The following is an 18,661-nucleotide window of genomic DNA, read 5'->3' as shown; positions in this document are numbered from 1 at the left end:
CTCAACCGAAACGCTTGCGAAGGCGTGGAAGCACATGCTCACCGTAGAGCTTCAGGAAGCGCGCTTGATCCGGTCCCGGGGCGTGGAATACCAGATGACGGAAGCCGAGGCCGACATAATAACCGATCCGCTCGACGTGCTCGTCGGCATCGCTGGATACGATCCATCGGCTGGCGGCGCGCTCCAGCGGCAGCGCGTCAGCGAGGCGCTGCATCTCGACGGGATCCTCAACCGTCATCTTTTCCTCGGGCGTCAGCGCCAGCGCCGCCCAGTGGCGCGTATCCTCGAGCGCACGCGCCTTGTCGGTATCGAACGACACCTTGACCTCGATCATGCGATCGTAGGATCGCGACGGATCCTCCGACGCCGCGATGCCTTCGGCGACCTTCGGCAACAAGGTCTCGGTATAGAGTTCCGGCTTCTTGCCGCTCGTGCAAATGAATCCCTCGCCGGAGCGCCCGGCGTAGCGCGCCACGAGGGCGCCGGCGGCGGCGATATAGATCGGCACGGGCTTGTCGGGGCGGTCGTAGATCGTCGCCTTCTCGGTCTTGTAGTACTGGCCTTCGAAGCTGACACGCTCCTGCATCCAGAGTGTCCGAATTAGCGTGACGGCTTCGCGCAGGCGAGCGAAGCGCTCCTTGAATTCCGGCCAGGGCTGGCCGGTCGACGGCACTTCGTTCAGTCCCTCGCCGGTGCCGATGCCGAGCACGACGCGTCCGGGGAACATCGCGCCCATCGTGCCGAACGCCTGGGCGACGATGGAAGGATGGTAGCGGAACGTCGGCGTCAGCACGCTGGTGCCGATCACGGCGCGCGACGTTCTGGCGCCGAGCGCGCCCAGCCAGGTCAACGAAAACGGCGCATGGCCGTCGACATGCTTCCAAGGCTGAAAGTGATCGCTGATGAAAACGGAATCGAAGCCGACCTCCTCGGCAAGACAGGAGAAGCCCAGCAGCGCGCCCGGCGCGAATTGCTCCGCCGATGCCTTGTATCCGAGCTTGATCACGGCAAATCTCCTGGTTGGCGCCGGCAAATGCCGATGCCATGACACCCGTCGTGGAAATCTATAGATTAGCGGGAAAGCAGCGACCAGCCAAAAAGGGGAAGCGACCATGCATCTCGGAATAGCCCTGCCCTACGGCGACATCGGTGGCGATGGCTCGATCGTGCGCGAATACGCCGAGCTCGCCGAGGCCGAAGGTTACGACGGCCTGACGCTGGCGGACCACGTCCTCGGCGGCAACCCTGCGAATCCCGCCAGCGGCCGCGCGGGCGGGCTCGGCCTGTTCCACGATCCCTTCGTGGCGTTCGGCTTCATCGCCGCCTGCACGAAAAAGGTCGAACTCTCCACCCAGGTGCTGATCCTGGCGCAGCGTCAGACTGTGCTGGTGGCCAAGCAGGCTGCCAGTCTCGACGTGCTCAGCGGCGGCCGCTTCCGGTTCGGCGTCGGCGTCGGCTGGAACGAGATGGAGTTCGTCGGCCTCAACGAGAATTTCCATAACAGGGGCAAGCGGTCCGAGGAACAGGTGCAAGTGATGCAAGCGCTGTGGGCCGATCCCTACGTCACGTTCGAGGGCAAATGGCACCGCCTTCCCGACGCAGGCATCAATCCCCGGCCGCCGAGCCGCAAAATTCCGCTGTGGTTCGGCGGTCACATGGACGTGACGCTGCAGCGGATCGCCAAATGGGGCGATGGCTGGATGATGCTGTCTGAACCGCCGGGACCCAAGGCCGTTACCGAATTCGACAAGCTGCGCCGCTTCGTGGAAGCCGAGGGACGCGATTCGGCCTCCGTGGGCCTCGAAGTCTGGACCTCAACCGGCACCGGAACTGAGAAGGATTGGCGCGAGGAAATCAGCTTCTGGAAGAAGGCCGGCGTCACGCATGTCACGCTGCACAATACTTTCGGCGGCTACCATCACAAGCGCATGGCCGGCCGGAGCATGAGCGACCATGTTGGCGCGATGCGCCGCTACCGCAACGCCGTCGCCGATCTGCTCTGAGGTTCCCCTCAGGTATCGGCGAGCGCGGTCAGCATGCGGTCGCGGGCGACGAAATCGCCGTCCGGATGGACCGGTTGCAGACAGACATGCGTGGCTCCGGCCGCAAAATGCTCTCGCAGGCCGCGCCTGACCGTGTCGGCATCGCCCCATAGCACCATGGCATCGATGAACCGATCGCTGCCGCCGTCGGCGAGGTCAGCTTCGGTAAAACCCTGGCGCAGCCAGCTGTTGCGGTAGTTCGGCAGCACCATGTAGCGGGACAATTCCTTGCGCCCGAGCGCTCGCGCCTTTGCCGGATCGGTCTCGAGCGTCACTTTCTGTTCCACAGCAAGCCATTTCGATGGCCCGAGGATCGCCGCGGCCTCGGCCGTATGCTTTGGCGTCACATTATAGGGGACCGCGCCGCGCGACTTCTCGCCGCTCAACGCCAACATTTTCGGGCCCAGCGCTGCGACCACAACCGGCAGTTCGCCTGCAGTCGCCGACTTGTTGATGCTGTCCAGATAAGCGCTCATCGCCGAGAGCGGTTTATCGTAGCGATGGCCGCGCAGGCCCTCGACCATCGGAATATGGCTGACGCCCAGACCGAGCACGAACCGGTTGCCGTAGAGCGCGTTCAGCGAGATCAGGGCGCGCTGCGCGGTGAAGGAATCGCGGGCATAGATATTGGCGATTGAGCTGCCGATCACCAGCTTCTCGCTGCTCGACAGCAGCACGGCCGCCAGCGACATCGACTCGTAGCCCCGCGATTCCGGGTACCACAGGTTCGAATAGCCGTTGTTTTCGACCGTGCGCACGAAATCGCGCAGCTGCGCGCCGTCGAGCTTGTCGGTGCTGTACCACACGCCAAGGCGTCCGAGTTTCATGTCGATCAACTCCGGTTGAAGGTGCGTGCGAGCCGACATCCCGTGTCCCGGCAAAGGGAAGGCGTGCGAATAATGAGAAGCCGTCCCTGCGAAGGTCGGCCACCGCCCTAATGAACTGGATCCAGCACGACCACCGGTATCTCGCGCTCGGTCTTGAGTTGATAGTCGGCGTAGGGCGGCCAGAATTCGAGCCCTTTTTTCCAAAGCCTGAGGCGTTCCTCGCCCTCCGCCGTCCGGGCTCGCGCATTCATTTTCTTGGTCCCGACTTGTATTTCAACGTCGGGGTTCGCAAGAATGTTGCGATACCAGCCGGGGTGTTGGGGCGCGCCTCCCTTTGAGGCAATGATGAAATAACTGTCGCCTTCCATGCCGTAAAACAGCGGAAATACGAACTTGTCGCCAGACTTGCGGCCGGTAGTGGTCAGCAGCAGCGCCGGCACGGTCATCTCACCATGCTGGGGCACCGTTACCTTGTACATATGACCTTCGGTTCCGCCGCTCGCTATATAGCGGTTCGCGTGCTCGAGCATCCAGTCCGGCAGGTTCGGAGCAAGTTTCGCTTCAGCCATCGCGCCCTCCCAACAAAGCTACGGGAACATACCATCGGGCGCCGGATCGGCCAAATTCGAATTCAAGAGCAAGGTGATTTGGCGCTTTAGGGTAACGAAGTTGTTGTGTTCCGCTGGATAATCTGTTGTTGGCCTTCAGCGACGTGCAAGATCGACCGAAGGTCCGCTCTGCGCCAGAAGCCGCCAGTCGCAAATCGAATAGTAGCGACGTCTGCATTTCACTCTCGATACTGTTGCAAAAGTCGTTTTGCGCAGGTGGTCAAAACTTCTGGGGGCCGTAGGCGTCGTTTTCAAGCAAGGTCCTGAGGGACCTCGTCGCCTCACGCTAAACTCATCGGCCACTTTGGTAGCGCGACTGAGGCTACACGAATCATCGATCTCGGCGCGCTTCAAGTTCTCGCCAAAAATTCAGACCGTTGCAACTTTCGACTTTTGCAACAGTATCCACTCTCAGAAGCGGACATCGTCCGGCAGATTAGCATGTCCGAACAGTGCCGCCATCTGAAGTCGCCGGGGCTTATTCGATCACCTCGTCAGCGAGTGCCGGCAAGGTCGGAGACCCAACGATGTGCGTAACGTCATTTCGGTTTTCTGCTTGCTCACCAGGGTGCATTCCGCTCAGCGGCCCGCCTGATGAAGGCATTGCGCCCCAGAACCGACTGGATTTCGCAGACGGTGACCGACATCCGAAGACGGCCTGAGGTAGCCCTTCTCTGCCGACACCAAATCAAGAGCTTGACGACGGCATCTGGTCTGCGTACTGGTCTTACCAACAAAAGATCAATGAGGGGAATAGGGGTGGAACTGAAGCGAGCGGACGAGGGTGAGAAAGGCTTCGAGAAGGTGTTCGCCTTCTTACGCGACCACTTGCTCGCTGGCTCGCTAAAGCCCGGCGATCGCCTAATCTCAGAGCGCGATCTGGCAGTCCAATTAGGTGTAAGTCGGCCGCTCGTCCGCGAGGCGCTGCGGGCTCTCACGATGCTCGGCATTGTTGAGATCCGGGACCGCATCGGCACTGTCGTGACGCGACCGGACGTCTCGGTCCTGAATGACTTCTTCACGTTCGCGCTCGCCCAACAGGCGGACATGCCGGACGATGTGATGCAGGCGCGCGTCGCGATCGAGTGCCAGGCGATCAGGCTCGCCTGCGAGCGCGCGGGCATCGCCGATTTCGAACGATTGCAGACGGCACTCGGGAAGATCGCGGAAACGATCGACACGGCCGACGCCGGTGCCGTCGCCGACTACCAATTCCACCGCACGATCGTGCTGGCGTCGCATTCGAAAACGCTGGCCGTCCTTCACAATTCGATGGCGGGACTGCTGACGCATGTGCATCGCAATCGCCGCGAGCTCGTGCAGGCATTTCCTTCGATGAAAGATTATCTGATCGATGATCACCGGCGCATCTTCGAGGCTGTCGTCGCGCGCGACCCGGACCGCGCCGATGCAACGCTACGAAAGCATTTTGAAATCGGCAACGAATACCGAAGGCGCGCCATCGTCGGTGAAGCCGACAGTATCATGGCCTCGCCGGCGGCAAATCCACAAACCAGAAAACGAGCGAACAGCAGGAAGGCCACATGAAGATTGTCGTAGGTTCGGATCACGCCGGCTTTCCCATGAAGGCGGAGGTGCTGGCCTTCTTGAAGGAGAGCGGGCACGAGGTGCTGGATGTCGGCAGCTTCGACCCCGCTCCGGTCGACTTCCCGGATATCGCACGCAAGGTCGCAGCTGCCATCACCACGGGCCAGGTGGAGCGCGGCCTGATGGTGTGCGGCACCGGCGTCGGCGCCTCGATTGGCGCCAACAAGATGAAGGGAATTCGGGCTGCCGTATGCCATGATGTCCACTCTGCCCATCAATGCGTCGAGCACGACGACGTCAATGTCATGTGCATCGGCGCCCAGATCGTGGGTCCGTGGCTCGCCAAGGATCTGATCGCGGCCTATTTGGGCGCGACGTTCTCTACATCAGAGGAATTCCGGCGTCGGGTGGCCAAGCTCGCGATCATGGACAACGAACGCTAGGACGCCAGACAAGTAAACGCCAAGAAACAACACAAACGGGAGGAGGCAATGTTGAAAAAGATCGTAGCTTCGATGGGAGTCGCCATCACAGCCCTGGTAGCCGCCATGTCCCTCGCGCACGCGGACGCGCTGGACGACATCAAGAAAGCCGGCAAGATCCGCATCGCCATCGATCTTGGCGTGCCGCCCTATGGCATGACGGATGACAAGCTGCAACCGACCGGCCTCGACGTCGAGGCGGCACGGCTTCTCGCTAAGGATTGGGGACTCGAGTTCGAGCACGTGCCAACCACCGGTGCCACTCGGATTCCTGCGCTTCAGACCGGCAAGGCCGACCTCGTCATTTCGAGTCTCTCCTACACGGCCGAGCGCGCGAAGGTCATCGATTTCTCGTTAGGCTATGCCGTGCTGCGAACGGTCATCGCGGCCCCAAAGTCCGTCTCCGTGAAGTCGCTGGCCGAGCTCGATGGGAAGACGGTTGGCACGGTGCGCGGCACGACGCACGACACGCAGCTGACAAAAGAGGGGCCGAAGGGGATGAAGCTCGTCCGCTACGAGGATGACGCCACCGAGACGCAGGCCTTCCTCAGTGGACAAGTCGACATCTTCTCTACGGCCGAAATGATGGTCCCGCAGATCGACAAGAAGAACCCGGCGCGGCAGGTAGAGCTGAAATTCGTACTCGACAACTTCAAGCTCGCTGTGGGTGTGAAGAAGGACGAGAAGCGCCTCCTGGACGAGGTCAACGCCTGGGTCGCAGCCAATCTCAAGAACGGCCGGCTCAATGAGCTGAACAAGAAGTATTTCGGTGACAACCTGCCCGATCTCATTCTGAAGCAATAGGACCGGCCATGACCAACATGATCTCTCGGCGCCTGATCGCAGGTCTGGCGCTCGCAACGCTGTCGCTATCGCTTGTGCCGGCACAAGCCGATACGCTCGACAACATCAAGAAGGCGGGCAAGGTCCGGATCGCCATCGACACGGCCATCCCTCCGTTCGGCATGACTGATGACAAGCTGCAGCCGACTGGATCGGACGTTGATACTGCGCAGCTTCTCGCCAAGGATCTCGGGGCCACCCTGGAGATCGTGACCACAACGGGCCCTACCCGCATTCCGATGCTGCAGACCGACAAGGCGGACCTCGTCGTTTCCACGCTGTCGATCACGCCCGATCGTGCCAAGGTAGTCGACTTCTCGATTCCCTATGCCGATCACCCGTCGGTCGTGGCGTCGCTGAGCACGGTCCCGCTCAAGGAGATCTCCGACCTGGCCGGCAAGAAAGTCGCCGTCGTGCGCGGCACGACGCAGGACACCGATCTTACCCAGCAGGCGAAAGGCGCCCAGCTGGTGCGCTACGAGGACGACGCCACGATGGCGCTCGCATTCGCGTCGGGCCAGGTGGACATTCTTGCGACGGCGCGCTCGCTGCTACCGGCAATCAGCAAGAAGAACCCGACACGCACGGCTGAGTCGCGCATCACAATGCAGACGTTCTACCTCGCCATCGGCATGCGCAAGGACGAGCCCAAGCTTAAGGAGTGGGTGAACGGCTGGGTGAAGAGCAACCTTCAGAACGGGCAGCTCGGCGCAATTTACAAGAAATATCATGGCGTCGATATCCCGGTGGAACAGTTGCTGAAGGCAGGCAACTAAGCGGCAGGGCCTGGCGGCAATGCTCTACAAGTTCGACTTCTCGTTCCTGCTGGACAAGTGGCCTGCCTTCCTTAACGGCGCCTGGCTTACGATTCAGCTCACCGTACTGTCGATCGCCCTCGGCTTCGTGGTTGGCACGCTGTGCGCGGTCGCCCGGGTTTACGGCGGGCGCGTGTTGCGGCTCCTGGTCGGCTTCTATGTCGAGCTGATCCGCAACACGCCCCTGCTCGTGCAGATATTCATCGTCTACTTCGGCCTGTCGAGCCTGGGCTTCAAACTCTCGGCCGAAACATCCGCCGTCATTGCGCTCGTGGTGAATATGGGCGCCTACACGACGGAGATCATGCGGGCGGGCATCCAGTCCATCCACCACACCCAGCTCGAGGCGGCAGATTGCCTGGGCCTGACGCGCGTTCAGACGATCCTGCACGTCATTCTCTTGCCGGCCATCGAGCGGGTCTATCCCGCACTCTCCAGCCAGTTTGTACTTCTCATGCTGGCATCGTCGATCACGTCGCAAATCTCGGCCGAGGAGCTGACCGCCGTCGCCAATAACGTGCAGTCCGATACGTATCGCAGCTTCGAGGTCTACATTATCGTCGCGGCGATCTATCTCGCTCTTTCGCTTCTCTACAGGCTGGCGTTCAAGGCCATCGGCCTCATCATCTTCGAGCGCCGCCGGCGGCTGGGCACCGCGCTATGATCCAGCTTAGCGCCCACCACGTCTGGTATCTCGTCATGGCGGCGCAATGGACGGTGCTGCTGTCCCTGATTGCGTTCGCAGGCGGCGCCCTCGTCGGTCTGCCGATCGCGCTGATGCGGGTCTCGCCGAGCCACGCGCTGCGCATCGTCGCCGGCGGGTACATCCAGCTCATCCAGGGTACGCCACTTCTGATCCTGCTGTTCCTGACCTATTTCGGCCTCGGCATCCTCGGCTACAAGCTGGCGCCGCTTGTCGCGGCCGGCTTGGCGCTGACGTTGTATGCCGCCGCCTTTCTTGGTGAGATTTGGCGTGGCTGCATCGAGGCGGTGCCGCGCACGCAGTGGGAAGCTTCCGATTGTCTCGGTCTCGATCGCTTCCAGCAATATGCCTATGTGATATTGCCGCAAGCCTTCAAAATGGCGATTCCGCCGACTGTGGGCTTCATGGTCCAGATCGTGAAGAATACGTCGCTGGCTTCCGTGGTCGGCTTTGTCGAGCTCGCGCGCGCAGGCCAAATCGTCAACAACTCGACCTTCGAACCCTTCATCATCTTCTGTATCGTGGCCGCAATCTATTTTGCGATGTGCTACCCGCTGTCGCTGGCCAGCCGTTTCCTCGAAAGGAGAGCCAATGCAGGCCGCGCCAGCCACTAGCGCCACCGTCGTGCAGGTTACGGGCGTGGTGAAGGAGTTCGGGACGTTGCGCGTTCTGGACGGCGTGAGCCTCGACGTGGCGCGTGGCCAGACCGTGGCCATCATCGGCCGGAGCGGATCCGGCAAGAGCACGCTGTTGCGTTGCATCGCAGGGCTCGAGACGATCCAGGCCGGCAAGATCGAAGTTTGCGGCCACGAAGTCGGCCGGCCCGGCAAGGCCGCACGGGCGCAGTTGCGCCACGATGTCGGCATGGTTTTTCAGGGCTACAACCTCTTCCCGCATCTCACGGTGGAGCGGAATATCACGCTGGCGCTGACCTTGGTGAAAAAGCAGCCAAGGGACGCGGCGCAGACGAAAGCTGCCGAGGTGCTGCGCCTCGTCGGGCTAACCGACAAGATCAGTTCTTATCCCGAGCAGTTGTCCGGCGGACAGCAGCAGCGGGTCGCCATTGCACGTTCGCTCGCCCTATCCCCCCAGGTCATGCTTTTCGACGAGGTGACTTCGGCGCTTGATCCCGAACTGACAGCAGAAGTGCTCGCCGTCATGGAAGATCTCGCGACACGCGGCATGACGATGATCACCGTCACCCATGAGATGGGTTTCGCACGTAAGGTCGCAAACCAGGTCGTTTTCATGCACCGGGGAAAGATTTGGGAAAGCGGGGCGACGTCGGAGCTGTTCGCGCGGCCGCAGACTGCCGAATTCAAGCAGTTCATTTCGAGCGAGCTTTAGCCGCAGTCATGTCAGCTTAGGGGCAAAACAAAAAGTAGCCAAAAGCGGTCGGTCGTGAGCGGACACGGGGGCAACGCCTGAATGCTTAGTAAGCACTAAAGTCATTTGCTCGCGATAGAGCGACGCGGAGGGCGGGATGGCGGAGGATCCCATATGCCCGCACGCCCCGTCGATCGATGCCAACGACCTTGGAACAAAGGATTGCTCGTCGGTCAGAAGAGGCCTCTTGCGCCCCAGCATGTATGGTCTATTCGAATCCGCCTAGAAATCGCGCGGTCAAAGCGTGACCTTGCGATCTTCAATTTAGCAATCGACAGTAAACTTCGCGCCTGTGACTTGGTCAAACTGAGACTGGACGACATTTGCTCGGGAACAAATGTGCGGCGTCGGGCGACTGTTGTCCAAAAGAAGACAGGGCGACCAGTGCAGTTTGAGATCTCGGAGCAGTCGAGGAATTCCGTTGAAGCCTGGCTGCCAACGCCGCGGGCCTCCGGTTCCCGGTATCTTTTCCCAACTCGAATTCATGCCAGTCCTCACATTTCAACCCGCCAATATGCCCGGCTAGTGCATCGCTGGGTTTCAAGCATCGGCCTAGAGTCAGCATCTTACGGCACGCACTCGATGCGCCGCACGAAGGCTGCCCAGATTTATCGGAAGACCGGTAACCTGCGCGCAGTCCAACTTCTCCTCGGTCACACCAAGTTGGAGAGTACCGTCCGATATCTTGGAATTGAGGTGGACGACGCCTTGAATATGGCTGAACAGATTGAGCTCTAATCGTCGACCACCGGCTTTCACGCCGGTGGTCACTTTTGCGCCCACAAGCGGCCGATCAAAACGGCCGCTTGGGCGAGAACAAAGGTCAAGACGGTTTTGACGCGATGGTCTTTGGCTCGTTATAGAGCGACGCGGAGGGTGGGATGGCGGAGGAACTGTCATGCCTACGCCGCCATCGGCATCCCGGGAATACCGCGGAAGTTCGGCGGTCCCGACTTTGCAAGGGAAGCGTTTCGATTCGGAGATAATTTCATCAATGATCGAATCACTGATTTACGACAGTTCGAGGCGGGCGACCCGTCTCGATCGTGTCAGTGACAGGCCGCATCTGCTGGGAGAACACGTATGACGAATTCCGAGGATAATCCGCCTCCCGCAGTCGGGGCCTATTGGATCAAGGAGGAAGATTATCCAGCGTTGCTGCAACTTTTCGACGATGGCGATAAGATGCCACCGAGCTGGAAAGAATGGCTGAAGATGGCCGAGGAAATGGAGCAGGGGCTCAAGGCCTATGGACACGTCGTGCTGCGTGTTTACATCGACCCCGCCACATTCCCAGACTGGTGCGCCGCCCACGGCACAAGCCCGGGCAGCGCCGGACGCAGAAAGTTCGTCGCGGCGGCGGTAACCGAGAGATATGGCCGACAGGCCTGACCAGGACCGAATTGGCGGGACGCCGACCCATCGCCAGCCCAGCCTAGGAACAGCAGGTTCGGCCCGGGCTGCCCTTGAGGTTCCGGGTGATTGCGTCCTAGTTGTTTCGTTGTGCGGTCCAATATCCCGAGCAGCGTCCACCTCCTGCGTGGCCGCTCCAGGTTCCGCGGCCGGCGTCTCGCGTCAGCTTCCCCGACCCTGATGCGTATTTGTCGTGGACGGTCACCGACGCGCGAACCGCGCCCGATCTTCCGACATGCCCGCTAAACTTCACCAGATTAGGATGCGTCACAACGCCGTCGTTAATATTTACTGAGAAATTGTAGGTCGGATCGCAGCTTCCGCGTTGTGTAACGAAGGTAAGATTCCAGGGACCGTCGTAAGAGGTTCGGGCCTCGGCAGCCGTAGCTAGGGTAAGGCAGGCACAGCCAATGACAGTCGCGATCAGTCGCTTGTTCATGATCTTCTCTCCAGAGGAATTGGTTGATGTTCAGTAGGCAGCAGTCGTAGGTGTTGGGTAGTGTTGTCTTCTTGGTCTATCGCTGCGTTTCAAGAGCCGGTGAGTATTTCGGCGCGCCTACGCGGCCGTCCAGCCGCCGTCGATAGAGAGGTTGGCGCCAGTGATCTGCGCGGCGCCTTCGCCACACAGGAACAGCGCGAGCGAAGCCACCTGCTCGACCGTGACGAATTCCTTTGTCGGCTGGGCCGCGAGCAGGACGTCGTTGATCACCTGATTTCTGTCCATGTTGCGCGCCCTCATCGTGTTCGGGATCTGCTTCTCCACCAGCGGCGTCCAGACGTAGCCGGGGCTGATGCAGTTGCAGGTGATCTTCGACCGGGCGAGTTCCAGCGCCACCGTCTTGGTGAGTCCCACGATGCCATGCTTGGCCGCGACATAGGCCGACTTGAAGGGAGACGCGACCTGCGAATGCGCAGAAGCCGTGGTGAGGATACGGCCCCAGCCTCGTTGCTTCATGCCGGGAGTAACGGCACGGATCGCGTGGAACGCGGAGGAGAGGTTGATTGCGATGACTGCGTCCCACTTTTCGACCGGAAAATCCTCGATTGGCGAGACATGCTGGATGCCGGCATTGTTGACCAGCACGTCCACGCTGCCAAACGTCCTCTCGGCAAACGAGATCATGTTGGCGATTTCCGTTGGCTCGGCCATATTCGCGGGCGAATAGATAGCCTTCACCCCGTAATCGTTCTCGATTGCAGCCCGCGTTTTTTCGACATCGGCCGGTGCCCCAATGCCGTTGAGCACGATGCTGGCGCCAGCGCCTGCGAATGCCAGCGCATACGCGAGACCGATGCCGCTCGTCGATCCGGTCACGACTGCGACTTTACCCTTCAGAATATCCATTTCGCTTTTCCTTGTTGAACTGTGACGGCCTTGCGGCTCGACGCCGAGCTGCTTTTCGGCTCGCGCAGCCGATCGCGGTCGTCCATCATGTGACCAGACTTCTCTCGTAGCTCCGGAGTGGGCGTCGAACCGGCTGTTCCAGATAGTCGTGAACGACCTTGCCCAGCCCCAGGGTAAGGTCTGCGCGGATGTGGATCGCGGAAACGATCTCGAGAACCGGCAAATCGGCCACGGGAGCCAGGGCGTGAGGCGTCAAGGAAAGAGCCGCGGGTCCGGTCCACGCCCCTTTCAAGACAAGTTGCTCAAGGCGATATTCGACAAGCTCACAGATACGTGGCGTGCCGTCCACGTGCGGAATGATCTTGAGAAGGAAGTTCGGCTCCTCGAGAGCGGTCTTGACTTGCGCCAGGTCGGCTTCGCGGTGCTTGTACCCCATCGTGCCGGTTGCTACCCGCAACGGACCGTAATCCAGAGTGCCGATGAGCGTATCGACCTCAGTCTGCAGCGTCGGCTGACCGAGCTTTTTCGGAAAGCCCCAGAGCTCCCGGCCGCCGGCGATCGGCCCCTCATCGTTCAAAAACATGCAGTGGGTGTAGCCGCCCCTGCGACCGCGGAACGACACCGGGATGACTTGACCACTCTCGGTGTAGTCGCCAAAACCACTGGAATCCGGCATGCGGATAAATTCGTACTTGACCAGCGCCTCGCGTTCATCAAGTTCGAGTGGAGCCGGAACGACCGATCGCAGTTTCACCGGATCGGTGCGATAGGTGATGATCAGGTATTCGCGGTTGACGAAGCGATACGGCCCCGGCGGATAGGCCGGATTGGTGAGCGGCATCGCGAACGCCCGCCTCACGACTTCCTTCTCGTGCATTTCAATTCTCCTATGCTGACCGGCTTGGCTTACTCGCGACCATCCTGCTCAAGATCGAACGTGGAGACGCCGTCCGCACTGGTCGGGCGGGACAGCACCTCGGGATGGCGGAGGGTGCGCAGCGCATCGTGATAACCGGCGCGCCAATGATCCTGCATCGAGAGGCGGGAGAACTCGTAGTCCTTGGAGTGGCCCTCGTAGTCCCGCGCGCGATAGATCAGGTGGACGAGGCTATGCACGTTGTGAGAGGCAGCCGACTTGAGCAGCCTGACATCCTCTTGCTCGCGCAGGTCTTCAGGTAGCCTGCTCAAGAGAGCTGCCAGCTCTCGTTGCAACCGATGCAGGCTCTTGAACTGGTCTGTGCTCGCTCTCGTGCGGCTCGAATATTGAATTTCCTTTTGGCGCGTAACGACGTCGGCCATATTGCGCGGAATCTGGCCGCGCGCGCTCCAGAGGTCGACCTGAAACACAAGCGTGTCCTGACGGGCGCCACACTCGATCACATATTGCAACGGTGTGTTGGATACGAGCCCGCCGTCCCAATAATGCTCGCCATCGATTTCGACCGCCGGAAAGCCCGGCGGCAGCGCCCCACTCGCCAGAATGTGCTCGGGCCGAATCGTATGCGTGGCAGTGTCGAAATAGACCAGATTACCGGTCCTCACATTGACGGCACCTGCGCTGAACCGCGTCATACCGGCGTTGATGCGATCGAAATCGACGAGGCGCTCCAGTGTCGTCTTCAACGCGCTCGTGTCGTAGATGCTGGTGGCGGCAAGCGTTCCACCCGCTTGCAGCCATGGCGCCAGTGGCCGCGCAGAAAAAAATCCGCTTGCGCCAAACACCGCCGCAAAGCTCGCATTCACCTGATTGAGAAAATTGCGGGTGTGATCGCTATTCATCAAATCGGTGAACGGCGCGTCCAACGTCACCTGCGTCCAAAACTCGCGAAGCCGGTCAACTCGGGAATTAGGAGGATTGCCCGCGATAATTGCAGCGTTAATCGCTCCAATGGAAATTCCGGCAATCCAATCGGGATGGATGTTTGCTTCGGCCAAGGCCTCGTAGACGCCTCCCTGGTACGCCCCCAGAGCACCGCCGCCCTGTAAGAGCAACGCTATGCAATCGAACGGCGGTCGCCGGTCGACGGTCGTGAGGTGCGGTCGAGGCTGAAAGTTCATGGTTCTGTGCTCTTGGTTTACGATTGCCCAGGCCTGTTTTCCGTCTCGGACGGGTCGTAGCGGGCTTAACGATCCGATTTAATAAACTATACCGTATAGTTTGATAATTGCTCTGTCAAGCGGGCACGTTCACAAGCTCGTGCTTCGACTAATTGAGCTCCCACGTTCGTCGTTGGATTTTGGCGAGCCACGCACTCGGAACCAAACGCGGAGCCCAATCAGCCTGGACGCAGCGGTCGAGAGCATCCCTCGCGCTTCTGCCGTTCGCTCGACCACGGCCGACTCTTTGTTGCAGTAGCTTGATATCGATGAAGTCATCGGCGTGCCGGCGCAACTCCCCGCGACCATGGCCGGTTGGAAGGCAATTGACGGTTCGCACGCAAAAGTTCTGGCGCAAAACAGACCACGCGGTCCAGTGGCGGTTAATCCGCTCGTTGACGATGCGTATGGCCGTGGCGCTTCGGCGCGCGAACGTAGGAGGCGCTCGCCTCGGACAGCAGCGGATTTCGAACGCAGCTGCCGCCGGAACCGGAAATCATGGCGACGCACTGTTCCACCGTGTCGAAGCCGCACTGTCGCATGCCCGACGAATAGTCTTCTCGGCAGTATTCGTACTCTGTTGCGGCGACCGGCTCTGCAGCGCTCAACAACGTCGCGCCGGCCAGTGCCGCCGCGGCAATCGTGCTGAAGGCGATAGTCTTGTTCATGTTGCTCTCCGTGCTTTTGAGTCTCGGCCATAAGCCGCCGGATCCGAACGCGTTTGTCTCACGTGCTTCTGATGACTTTTCGGCTTAATGAACCATGGGCCCGCGCGACGGCAGCCTTGCTGACGTCGCGCTCTCGAGCCCCAGCGGAGAACGGGCGGTCTCCGTCACCCAGTGTTCGCAGGGTGAGGCCCGTCCCGCCCGCTAGTTGCAAACAAGAATGCGTCTGTGGCGCTTGTAGACGTGGTAGCAGTCGCTATCGGAATAATAGCCATCGTTCGAACTGCCATAGGCAGCGCCGGCATAGGCTCCAGCGGCGTAGGCTGCACCGTAACCGTATCGCCGCCCGCCATAACCATGGCTGAAGCTTCCGGAACGGCTGTAGCTGACCGATGCAGAGCGAGCCTGGACCGAGCGAGCAACCGCGGGTCCGTCACGACCGCCAGCGTGTACGCCGCCAAGCGCTCTTAAATCTCCGCGAGGACCAGCGCCGGCGCCCAGTCGGGGAGCCGGACCGCCGAATCCGGCACGGGGCGCACCGCCAGGCCCCATCGGAGGCGGACCTCCGAACGCCGGAGGACCGCCGGCCGCGATCGGCGGCGGACCGCCCGGCCCCATTGGAGGAGGACCGGGGAATTGCGCAAACACCGCCGTCGGCGCCAGGGAAATCGTTGCGAGCGTCACGCTGACGGACAGCGTCAAGAGTGTTTTCAGGGTCATTGTGTTTTCCTTTTAAAGTTGCGTCTCGAGAACCGGTGTCGGCTCGTTCTGCGGGGGTACGCGCTCCGATGACGGGGCGTGTTGCGTCAAGTCCATAGCCTCGGGCATTGGCCGGCCATCGTCATGTTCGGGGTGGATCCGGAACCACGCCACATAGAGCGCCGGCAGGAACAGGAGCGTCAGCAGCGTGCCGACGATGATGCCGCCCATCATCGCGTAGGCCATCGGACCCCAGAAAATCTCGCGCGCGATCGGAATCAGCGCGAGACTAGCGGCGGCCGCGGTCAGGATGATCGGCCGCATGCGATGCTCAGTCGCTTCCACCACGGCGTCCCAGGCCCGGCGTCCCTCCTTCCTCAGATCCTCAATCTGCACGATCAGAATCACGGAGTTTCGGACCAGAATACCGATGAGTGCCAGCACGCCGAGGATGGCAACGAACCCGAGCGGCGAGCCGCTCGGCAGCATGGCCATGACGACGCCGATCACCGCGAGCGGCGCGACCGCAAACACCAGGAACAGGCGATGGAAGCTTTGCAGCTGAACCATCAAGATCGTGGCCATGACGAAAAGCATCAGGGGAACGATGGCCACGATCGGCGCCTGGCTCTTGGCGCTCTCCTCGACGGAGCCGCCGATCGCCACCGAATAGTCCGCCGGCAGTCCTTTGGTAAACTCCGTCACCCTCGGCGCCAACTGATCCATGATCGTCTTCGGCTGGACGTTGGTGACGATGCCAGCCTTCAGCGTGATCGTGGGAATCCGCGCGCGGCGCCATATCGTCGGCTGCTCGATCTCGTAGCGCAGGTTGGCCACAGCCCCGAGCGGCACCGACTGCCCGCCCTGCCCCGCTAACTGCAGATCTCGGAGCGTATCGATCGAGCCGCGTTCGGCCGCGGTAGCGCGTCCAGTGACATTGACGAGATAGATGCTGTCGCGAACCTGTGTGATCGGCGTGCCCTCGAGCACCGAGTTCAGGGTCGTGGCGATGTCTTCCGAGGTCACGCCGAGCTGGCGCGCCTTGTCCTGGAGAACGTCGACCTTGACGACGCGCGCAGGCTCCATCCAGTCGAACACGACGTTGCCGAGATCGGGGACGCTCCGGACGATGCCCGCGAGTTCCTGCGAGATATCCCGGACCTTCGCGACGTCTGGCCCGCTTACGCGGTATTGCACAGGACGTCCCACCGGCGGGCCGACCTCGAGCAACTTGACGTAGGTGTCGGTACCGGGAAACGTCTTCCTCAGATATTCCTCAAATTGCGCCTTGACGAGGTCGCGCGCCTTTATGCCGCCCTTGGTCACAATGACTTGCTGGCCAAACCATGTATTGGCCGTCTGTACGTCGAACGACAGCACGAACCGCGGCGCGCCGGTGCCGACATAAGTCGACCAATGCTCCACGGAGCCATTGCCCTGCAGCTGCTCGCGCTCGAAGCGCGCCATCTGCGCATTGGTGTCTGCAATCGAGGCATTTTGCGGCAAGTTCCAGTCGATCACCAGTTCGTCACGGTCCGACGAAGGAAAGAACTGCTGCTGCACGAACGTCATGCCGAACAACGCAACGAAGAATGCTGCAACCGTCACGCCGACGGTGATCCAACGGTGATGCATGCAGACGAGCAGCAGGCGGGCGAACATCCGCGCCATCCGGCCCTTCTCTCCATGGTGCCCCTTCATCTTTGCGGGCAGGATGGTGACGCCGAGCAGCGGGGTGAACAGCACCGCGACGATCCACGACACGATCAGGGAGACCGCAATCACCACGAACAGGGTGAAGGTAAATTCGCCGGCATTGCTGCTGTTCAGCCCAATCGGGATGAAGCCCGCGACGGTGACCAGCGTGCCCGTCAGCATGGGAAAAGCGGTCGACGTATAGACGTGGGTCGCCGCCTTCTCCAGGGGATCGCCGGCCTCCAGTCGGGCCACCATCATTTCGACGGCAATCATGGCGTCATCGACCAGAAGGCCCAGCGCGATGATCAATGCACCCAGCGAAATTCTCTGCAATGAAATGTCGGCATAGGCCATCACCACGAAGGTGATGGCGAGAACCAGCGGGATCGCAATTGCGACGACAAGCCCGGCGCGCATGCCTAAGCTGAGGAAGCTGATAGCGAGAACGATGACCACGGCTTCAAACAACGCATGGGTGAAGCCCGACACGGCATGCTCGACGACGACGGGCTGATTGGCAACCAGATGAACGCCGACGCCGATCGGCAGGTCGGCAATGACCTTTGACATTTCCTCCTTCAGCGCCTCGCCGAAGTGAAGCAGGTTTGCGCCGGTCTTCATGCCGATGGCAAGCCCGATTGCAGGCTGGCCGTTGTACCTGAACAAGGTCTTGGGCGGATCGGCATAACCGCGTGTGATGGTCGCGACGTCGGTCAGCGGAAAGAAGCGGTCGTTGATACGGAGATTGACCGCGTTAAGGCTTGCCTCCGACGTGAACCGGCCGTTCACCCGCACGCTGAGGCGCTCGGGACCCTCCTGGAACACCCCGGACGGCGCGACCGCGTTTTGGCCCTGCAGGGAGGCCATGATCGAGCGAACGTCGAGGCCAAGTGCCGCGATCTTCCGCGTGGAGAATTCGAGGTAGATCACCTCCTCCTGCGTTCCCAGAATGTCGACCTTACCCACGTCCTGCACGGTCAAGACCTTGGCGCGGATACCCTCGACCTCGTCGCGCAGCTGACGCTGGGTCAAGCCGTCGCTGGTGAAGGCATAGATGTTACCGAACACGTCTCCGAAGCGATCGTTGAAGCCCGGTCCGACCACTCCTTGCGGAAAATCACCCTTGATATCCGCGATCATGTTGCGGACGCGGACCCAGGTCGGCTTGACCTCAGCCGCCTTTGTCGTGTCGCGCAAGTACACGAATACGGTGGTCTGGCCGGCGACCGTCACGCTCTTGGTGTAGTCGAGCGTTTCCAGCTCCTCGAGCTTCTTTTCGATCCTGTCAGTGACCTGGCGCGTCACTTCTTCGGGCGATGCGCCCGGCCACTGCGCCTGGATCACCATGGTTTTGATGGTGAAGTCGGGATCTTCCTGACGACCTAGCTGAAGGTACGCAAAGAAGCCTGCCGCCATGAAGGCGATCATGAAATACCAGACGAGCGAACGATGTTCGAGTGCCCAGTCGGAAAGGTTGAACGACTTCATGG

Annotated in this window: 19 protein-coding genes; 10 read left to right on the top strand and 9 right to left on the bottom strand. The window is 60.9% G+C overall.

Annotation, left to right across the window (positions count from 1 at the left end; translation table 11 throughout):
* Position 1: 1 nt before the first annotated feature.
* Positions 2-1,006: a glucose-6-phosphate dehydrogenase (coenzyme-F420) gene (fgd, locus tag JQ641_RS19750; protein ID WP_211997648.1), complete on the bottom strand. Its 1,005-nt coding sequence runs from the start codon at positions 1,004-1,006 to the stop codon at positions 2-4.
* Between the two features lie 106 nt (positions 1,007-1,112).
* Between fgd and JQ641_RS19745 the strand changes: the two genes are divergently transcribed.
* A complete protein-coding gene (locus JQ641_RS19745; RefSeq protein ID WP_211997647.1) occupies positions 1,113-2,003 on the top strand; it encodes an LLM class F420-dependent oxidoreductase in 891 nt (296 codons plus the stop codon).
* A gap of 8 nt (positions 2,004-2,011) precedes the next feature.
* On the opposite strand, the gene JQ641_RS19740 is transcribed toward JQ641_RS19745, so the two are convergent.
* Both JQ641_RS19740 and JQ641_RS19735 read right to left on the bottom strand, forming a co-directional pair.
* The gene (locus tag JQ641_RS19740; protein WP_192739976.1) at positions 2,012-2,869 is read right to left on the bottom strand and encodes a TIGR03620 family F420-dependent LLM class oxidoreductase; all 858 of its coding nucleotides are present in this window, start codon (positions 2,867-2,869) and stop codon (positions 2,012-2,014) included.
* Positions 2,870-2,976: 107 nt separating this feature from the next.
* Positions 2,977-3,438, bottom strand: a complete 462-nt coding sequence (locus tag JQ641_RS19735) for a nitroreductase family deazaflavin-dependent oxidoreductase (RefSeq protein ID WP_211997646.1) — start codon at positions 3,436-3,438, stop codon at positions 2,977-2,979.
* A gap of 798 nt (positions 3,439-4,236) precedes the next feature.
* Between JQ641_RS19735 and JQ641_RS19730 the strand changes: the two genes are divergently transcribed.
* From JQ641_RS19730 to JQ641_RS19690, 9 genes are all read left to right on the top strand, one after another.
* On the top strand, positions 4,237-5,025 hold the full coding sequence (locus tag JQ641_RS19730) for a FadR/GntR family transcriptional regulator (protein WP_211997645.1): 789 nt from the start codon (positions 4,237-4,239) through the stop codon (positions 5,023-5,025).
* Positions 5,022-5,468, top strand: coding sequence for a ribose 5-phosphate isomerase B (gene rpiB / locus JQ641_RS19725; protein ID WP_211997644.1), 447 nt, complete (start codon positions 5,022-5,024; stop codon positions 5,466-5,468). The genes JQ641_RS19730 and rpiB overlap by 4 nt, the downstream gene beginning before the upstream one ends.
* 72 nt (positions 5,469-5,540) lie before the next feature.
* Positions 5,541-6,311, top strand: a complete 771-nt coding sequence (locus JQ641_RS19720; RefSeq protein ID WP_249150557.1) for a transporter substrate-binding domain-containing protein — start codon at positions 5,541-5,543, stop codon at positions 6,309-6,311.
* A gap of 8 nt (positions 6,312-6,319) precedes the next feature.
* Positions 6,320-7,126, top strand: a complete 807-nt coding sequence (locus JQ641_RS19715; RefSeq protein ID WP_249150556.1) for a transporter substrate-binding domain-containing protein — start codon at positions 6,320-6,322, stop codon at positions 7,124-7,126.
* A gap of 19 nt (positions 7,127-7,145) precedes the next feature.
* Positions 7,146-7,829, top strand: coding sequence for an amino acid ABC transporter permease (locus tag JQ641_RS19710; protein ID WP_211997642.1), 684 nt, complete (start codon positions 7,146-7,148; stop codon positions 7,827-7,829).
* Positions 7,826-8,482 carry an amino acid ABC transporter permease gene (locus tag JQ641_RS19705; RefSeq protein ID WP_211997641.1) on the top strand — a complete coding sequence of 219 codons (657 nt, stop codon included), beginning with the start codon at positions 7,826-7,828 and terminating at the stop codon, positions 8,480-8,482. The genes JQ641_RS19710 and JQ641_RS19705 overlap by 4 nt, the downstream gene beginning before the upstream one ends.
* Positions 8,460-9,215 (top strand): amino acid ABC transporter ATP-binding protein, encoded by a 756-nt coding sequence (locus JQ641_RS19700; RefSeq protein WP_211997640.1) that lies wholly within the window; start codon positions 8,460-8,462, stop codon positions 9,213-9,215. The genes JQ641_RS19705 and JQ641_RS19700 overlap by 23 nt, the downstream gene beginning before the upstream one ends.
* Before the next feature lie 153 nt (positions 9,216-9,368).
* Positions 9,369-9,992 (top strand): tyrosine-type recombinase/integrase, encoded by a 624-nt coding sequence (locus JQ641_RS19695; RefSeq protein WP_211997639.1) that lies wholly within the window; start codon positions 9,369-9,371, stop codon positions 9,990-9,992.
* Positions 9,993-10,337: 345 nt separating this feature from the next.
* Positions 10,338-10,646 (top strand): hypothetical protein, encoded by a 309-nt coding sequence (locus JQ641_RS19690; RefSeq protein WP_211997638.1) that lies wholly within the window; start codon positions 10,338-10,340, stop codon positions 10,644-10,646.
* A gap of 577 nt (positions 10,647-11,223) precedes the next feature.
* On the opposite strand, the gene JQ641_RS19685 is transcribed toward JQ641_RS19690, so the two are convergent.
* The 6 genes from JQ641_RS19685 to JQ641_RS19660 form a co-directional block, all read right to left on the bottom strand.
* Positions 11,224-12,012: a 3-hydroxybutyrate dehydrogenase gene (locus JQ641_RS19685; protein WP_211997637.1), complete on the bottom strand. Its 789-nt coding sequence runs from the start codon at positions 12,010-12,012 to the stop codon at positions 11,224-11,226.
* A gap of 85 nt (positions 12,013-12,097) precedes the next feature.
* A complete protein-coding gene (locus JQ641_RS19680; protein ID WP_211997636.1) occupies positions 12,098-12,889 on the bottom strand; it encodes an acetoacetate decarboxylase in 792 nt (263 codons plus the stop codon).
* A gap of 29 nt (positions 12,890-12,918) precedes the next feature.
* Positions 12,919-14,070 (bottom strand): DUF3734 domain-containing protein, encoded by a 1,152-nt coding sequence (locus tag JQ641_RS19675; protein WP_211997635.1) that lies wholly within the window; start codon positions 14,068-14,070, stop codon positions 12,919-12,921.
* Between the two features lie 422 nt (positions 14,071-14,492).
* Positions 14,493-14,777 carry a DUF3551 domain-containing protein gene (locus tag JQ641_RS19670; RefSeq protein ID WP_211997634.1) on the bottom strand — a complete coding sequence of 95 codons (285 nt, stop codon included), beginning with the start codon at positions 14,775-14,777 and terminating at the stop codon, positions 14,493-14,495.
* A gap of 201 nt (positions 14,778-14,978) precedes the next feature.
* Positions 14,979-15,494, bottom strand: a complete 516-nt coding sequence (locus tag JQ641_RS19665) for a hypothetical protein (RefSeq protein ID WP_211997633.1) — start codon at positions 15,492-15,494, stop codon at positions 14,979-14,981.
* A 12-nt stretch (positions 15,495-15,506) separates the two neighbouring features.
* Positions 15,507-18,659, bottom strand: coding sequence for an efflux RND transporter permease subunit (locus JQ641_RS19660; RefSeq protein ID WP_211997632.1), 3,153 nt, complete (start codon positions 18,657-18,659; stop codon positions 15,507-15,509).
* Between the last annotated feature and the right edge of the window lie 2 nt (positions 18,660-18,661).

The organism is Bradyrhizobium sp. JYMT SZCCT0180, assembly GCF_018130165.1.
GTDB lineage: Bacteria > Pseudomonadota > Alphaproteobacteria > Rhizobiales > Xanthobacteraceae > Bradyrhizobium.
This window is presented reverse-complemented; position numbering and strand designations above follow the sequence as displayed.

What these genes read in the sequence shown, in the direction of transcription:
- JQ641_RS19745 (WP_211997647.1), top strand. Translation starts at nt 1,113, where the DNA reads ATGCATCTCGGAATAGCCCTGCCCTACGGCGACATCGGTGGCGATGGC.
- JQ641_RS19740 (WP_192739976.1), bottom strand. Translation starts at nt 2,869, where the DNA reads ATGAAACTCGGACGCCTTGGCGTGTGGTACAGCACCGACAAGCTCGAC.
- JQ641_RS19735 (WP_211997646.1), bottom strand. Translation starts at nt 3,438, where the DNA reads ATGGCTGAAGCGAAACTTGCTCCGAACCTGCCGGACTGGATGCTCGAG.
- rpiB (WP_211997644.1), top strand. Translation starts at nt 5,022, where the DNA reads ATGAAGATTGTCGTAGGTTCGGATCACGCCGGCTTTCCCATGAAGGCG.
- JQ641_RS19720 (WP_249150557.1), top strand. Translation starts at nt 5,541, where the DNA reads ATGGGAGTCGCCATCACAGCCCTGGTAGCCGCCATGTCCCTCGCGCAC.
- JQ641_RS19715 (WP_249150556.1), top strand. Translation starts at nt 6,320, where the DNA reads ATGACCAACATGATCTCTCGGCGCCTGATCGCAGGTCTGGCGCTCGCA.
- JQ641_RS19710 (WP_211997642.1), top strand. Translation starts at nt 7,146, where the DNA reads ATGCTCTACAAGTTCGACTTCTCGTTCCTGCTGGACAAGTGGCCTGCC.
- JQ641_RS19705 (WP_211997641.1), top strand. Translation starts at nt 7,826, where the DNA reads ATGATCCAGCTTAGCGCCCACCACGTCTGGTATCTCGTCATGGCGGCG.
- JQ641_RS19700 (WP_211997640.1), top strand. Translation starts at nt 8,460, where the DNA reads ATGCAGGCCGCGCCAGCCACTAGCGCCACCGTCGTGCAGGTTACGGGC.
- JQ641_RS19695 (WP_211997639.1), top strand. Translation starts at nt 9,369, where the DNA reads ATGCCCGCACGCCCCGTCGATCGATGCCAACGACCTTGGAACAAAGGA.
- JQ641_RS19690 (WP_211997638.1), top strand. Translation starts at nt 10,338, where the DNA reads ATGACGAATTCCGAGGATAATCCGCCTCCCGCAGTCGGGGCCTATTGG.
- JQ641_RS19685 (WP_211997637.1), bottom strand. Translation starts at nt 12,012, where the DNA reads ATGGATATTCTGAAGGGTAAAGTCGCAGTCGTGACCGGATCGACGAGC.
- JQ641_RS19680 (WP_211997636.1), bottom strand. Translation starts at nt 12,889, where the DNA reads ATGCACGAGAAGGAAGTCGTGAGGCGGGCGTTCGCGATGCCGCTCACC.
- JQ641_RS19675 (WP_211997635.1), bottom strand. Translation starts at nt 14,070, where the DNA reads ATGAACTTTCAGCCTCGACCGCACCTCACGACCGTCGACCGGCGACCG.
- JQ641_RS19670 (WP_211997634.1), bottom strand. Translation starts at nt 14,777, where the DNA reads ATGAACAAGACTATCGCCTTCAGCACGATTGCCGCGGCGGCACTGGCC.
- JQ641_RS19665 (WP_211997633.1), bottom strand. Translation starts at nt 15,494, where the DNA reads ATGACCCTGAAAACACTCTTGACGCTGTCCGTCAGCGTGACGCTCGCA.
- JQ641_RS19660 (WP_211997632.1), bottom strand. Translation starts at nt 18,659, where the DNA reads ATGAAGTCGTTCAACCTTTCCGACTGGGCACTCGAACATCGTTCGCTC.